This window comes from Ruminococcus sp. (assembly GCF_017650195.1).
In the GTDB taxonomy this organism is placed as follows: domain Bacteria; phylum Bacillota; class Clostridia; order Oscillospirales; family Ruminococcaceae; genus Ruminococcus.
Window position 1 is genome coordinate 1 of record NZ_JAGCFH010000265.1, and the last position, 4,111, is coordinate 4,111.

Here is a 4,111-nt window from a genome sequence, read left to right on the forward strand (position 1 = left end):
TTATTCTGAGCATAGCCAAATGCAGCGGCAGCCCTCCATCGTTCACCACTTAGATGAATGAATTTCCTATCATATCTTTCGGATGTCAAAAGGAATTTATCAGCGATCAATGAAAAATCGCCTTTATCCGAGCTTTTTAAAAGAGCACTTTCTATTGACTTTTTCACTTGCTTTTTCCCATATGGCTCACAAGAGGGCTCTAAATTCAATGCAACGTCATTAAGGTCATTCTGGCAAATCAAGCTGCCATTACAGTAAACCTTAACATTCTCAAACTTGACTCTGCCACCAAGTAAATATGACAGATACTCACAACCTTGACCATATTCACTTACTATTCCATATATTTTTCCGCTTTCAAATACTTGATCGCTATAGTGCCAAGTGTCATTTAAGTTTATATCATGCCCAGCAATTAATGATTTGCAAGCTGATGTATCGATTTTTATTGAAAAATCATTATTAAATTCTTTTATCATGATATTCATAAAAATATCCCCTATTTAAAACAGATCTGCTGCATTTCTTCATTCGGTTGAGGTATAAACTGATATTTCTTGCCGAAAGGATTTGAAATAATTCCATGTCTTTCCTCATTATGTTTTTTACAATTATACCATAGGACGCTGTATATTTCAAGCTGTCAGATATTGCATACATCGAGAAAATATGATAAAATATCATTAAATCAATACATGGAGCGATATTATGAAAAAAGCAATATTTGCTGTTGGAGCTATTATTTCAGCAATTGCTCTTATTTTCAAGAAGAGTGATTTTGGAGCACTTCCAACTGTTTCCGATCGCAGAGAGTACAAAAAGCGCTGTTCTGAATATAATGGCAGACGTTTTAAATATCCAACCGAATGGGAAGAAAAAGGGCTTAACGAAGACCTCAGATTATCTGAAAAAGGATCAACTCCCAAAGATGAACTGCCTATATACACTCCCGACTTTTCTGCTATTGGAATCGACAAAATCAACGTCACCTGGATCGGACACTCTACTGTATTAATGCAGATGCACGGCATGGATATTTTATTTGATCCTATGTTCTCAGAGCGTTCATCGCCTTTTCAGTGGATAGGACCGAAGCGTTTCACACGTCCCTCTGTAAATATTAAAGAATTACCGCATCTTGACATAGTCATGCTGTCTCATGACCATTACGATCACCTTGACCGATGCACCATTCAGCAGCTTGCAAACAAAACCGACCGATTTATCGTTTCACTGGGGCTTGAAAAACACCTTGAACATTGGAATATCCCATCAAGTAAAATAACTACTCTGGCATGGTGGGAACAGGTCAATATAAACGGTCTCGAAATAATATGCACTCCATCGCGCCATTTCTCGGGAAGAGGTCTTATTCGACAAAACCGTACACAGTGGTGTTCATGGGTGCTTAAAGACGAATTTCATAGTATATTCAATAGCTGTGACGGAAGTATCGGCAGACACTTCAAATCAATACACGACAAATATGGAGACTTTGACCTTGCTCTTATGGAGTGCGGACAATATAACAAAAGCTGGCATTATAGTCATCTCTATCCAGAAGAAGCAGTAATGGCAGCAGAAATGATCGGCTCAAAAAAGGTTATGCCGATACACTGGGGAGCGTTCGTACTTTCAAGTCACGGCTGGGATGACTCTCCTGAACGTTTTGTTATTGAAGCTGAAAAGCAAAAAATGAGCGTTATAACGCCATATATCTGCGAAACTTTCAGTCTTGATGCTCCACCGGTATCAAATTATTGGTGGCGCAAATTTAACTAATCACAGCTTGTTTTACGCCGATTGTTGTTGTATAATGTTAATGTAAAAGCAAAAATAGTAAGACTGTATCTTATTCCCCGTTAATAAAAAAGGAGGCGATCTAAACGGATAAACTCACGGTATTAAAAGAATACTTCGGTCATAAAGAGTTCCGTAGCGGACAGGCTGAGCTTATAGACCATATCATGAGTAACTGTGACGTACTTGGTATTATGCCGACGGGAGCCGGAAAATCTCTGTGCTATCAGGTTCCTGCTTTAATGCTTGACGGTGTCACCATAGTAATCTCACCTCTTATATCTCTTATGAAGGATCAGGTCAGCTCGCTCGTAACAGCTGGAGTCAGCGCTGCCTGCATCAACAGTTCGCTCACACAGGAAGAATATTCTGAAACAATGCTCCGCGCCTGCAAAAGTGAATTTAAACTGATATATGTGGCGCCAGAGCGTCTCGGTACACAGGAGATGAAACGCCTCGTGTCTTCGGTGGACATCTCAATGGTAACTATCGACGAAGCACACTGTGTTTCGCAATGGGGACAGGATTTCCGCCCCAGCTATCTGCATATTTCAGAATTCATTAGCAGTCTGACACACCGTCCTGTCATAAGCGCATTTACAGCAACAGCAACAGATACTGTCAAGGCAGATATTGTCCGACTGCTCGGACTGAATGAGCCGTTTTCATTGGTAACCGGCTTTGACCGGCCTAATCTTTTCTTTTCTGTACTGAAACCGCAAAACAAGTATGCAGAGCTGAAGAGGCTTCTCATCGGCTTCAAAGACAAATGTGGTATTGTGTACTGCCTGTCACGTAAGAACGTGGAGGAGGTATGTGATAAGCTTAATGCAGACGGTTTTTCTGCTACAAGATACCACGCAGGTCTTTCGGACGTGGAAAGGCGCAGTAATCAGGAAGATTTCATATACGACCGCAAAAGCATAATTGTTGCTACAAATGCCTTCGGAATGGGTATTGATAAGTCCGACGTGTCGTTTGTTATCCATTATAATATGCCGAAGAATATAGAAAGCTATTACCAGGAAGCCGGCCGTGCAGGACGCGATGGAAGTCCAGCGCAGTGTATTCTAATGTACGGAGCAATGGACGTCCGCACAAACAGTTTTATGATTGAAAAAAGCCGTGAAGAAAACAGTGACCTGTCGGAAGAAGAAAAAGACATTATGCTCGAACTAGATAAGCAGCGTTTGAAGGATATGACATTCTACTCAACAACATCAGGATGTCTGAGAGAATATATGCTTCGTTATTTTGGAGAAAAGGCTTCTTCCTACTGTGGTAACTGCTCCAACTGTCTTAACGAATTCGAGGATGCGGATATTACGATAGATGCACAAAAGATAGTTTCGTGTGTATTCCGTATAAAGCAGAAAGGCCGCTGTTTCGGAAAGAATATGGTGATAGACGTGCTTCGCGGTGCAGATAATCAGAGGCTTATATCTTTTGGATTAAACAAGCTGTCGACTTATGGAATAATGAGCGACGTACCCGCTCAGACTATTCGGGCCGAGCTTGACCACCTTATCGCAAACGGTTATCTCAGCTTCACCGATGATGAATATCCTGTTGTAGTGCTAACTCCGCTGTCTGCAAAGATAGTGAAAGATCGCATTCATGTTAGTATGAAACTGCCGAAGAAACCTCCGAAGAGCAAACTACGCTCAAGTGCTCAATTCAATACTGATGATACACTGTTCGGCGAACTCAGAACACTTCGCAATAAGATAGCTTCTGCGTCAAATGTACCTGCGTATATCGTATTTTCCGATTCCTCTCTCAGGGATATGTGCAGACTTCGTCCTGTTAATTATGAAGAATTCCTTAATGTGTCTGGAGTTGGAAAGAGAAAGGCAGAACAGTACGGCGAGGATTTCTGTCGCATAATAAGCGAGTACATAAGCGCTCACCCGAACGAACAAAATACTTATGATGGAGAACTCTCAATTATTCAGAAGCAGCATGATAATTCTGGAAAGCTTATAACCACAAATTCTTCCTCAGCACCGCGAGCTTGGACAGAAGAGGAAGAACGTCAGCTTTCTTCCGAATTTTCTAGCGGAATGACTATAACAGAAATTGCCAATGCACACAAACGTACTAAAGGAGCAATAAGATCACGGTTAAGGAAAATGGGTATAATATCATAGCCCACAGCTTAGCCAACGACTCAAGATATACGATTTTCTTCCATCCGCTTACAAAAGTCAGTTTGCTGAATTACAACGTTTACAATATAAAACAAGATTATTGGGGCTGTAAAAAAACTCAGTCCCCCAAACGAACACGGGGCCTCGTAAAGAGGCCCCAA

At 41.2% G+C, this 4,111-nt stretch carries 2 protein-coding genes and 1 pseudogene; 2 read left to right on the top strand and 1 reads right to left on the bottom strand.

Features of this window, described 5'->3' with window-relative positions; translation table 11 throughout:
• Positions 1 to 488, bottom strand: a 488-nt coding sequence (locus tag J6U00_RS12140; protein ID WP_296582215.1) for a hypothetical protein, incomplete at its 3' end; no start/stop codon positions are given.
• Between the two features lie 220 nt (positions 489 to 708).
• Here J6U00_RS12140 and J6U00_RS12145 point away from each other — a divergent pair.
• Both J6U00_RS12145 and recQ read left to right on the top strand, forming a co-directional pair.
• Entirely contained in the window at positions 709 to 1,782 is a 1,074-nt protein-coding gene (locus J6U00_RS12145; RefSeq protein ID WP_296582217.1) for an MBL fold metallo-hydrolase, read from the top strand.
• A gap of 128 nt (positions 1,783 to 1,910) precedes the next feature.
• A pseudogene (gene recQ / locus J6U00_RS12150) lies at positions 1,911 to 3,950 on the top strand (DNA helicase RecQ); the annotation flags it as partial.
• Positions 3,951 to 4,111 lie beyond the last annotated feature (161 nt).

Excerpts from the sequence above, each read along its gene's own strand:
- J6U00_RS12145 (WP_296582217.1), top strand. The coding sequence starts at position 709 with ATGAAAAAAGCAATATTTGCTGTTGGAGCTATTATTTCAGCAATTGCT.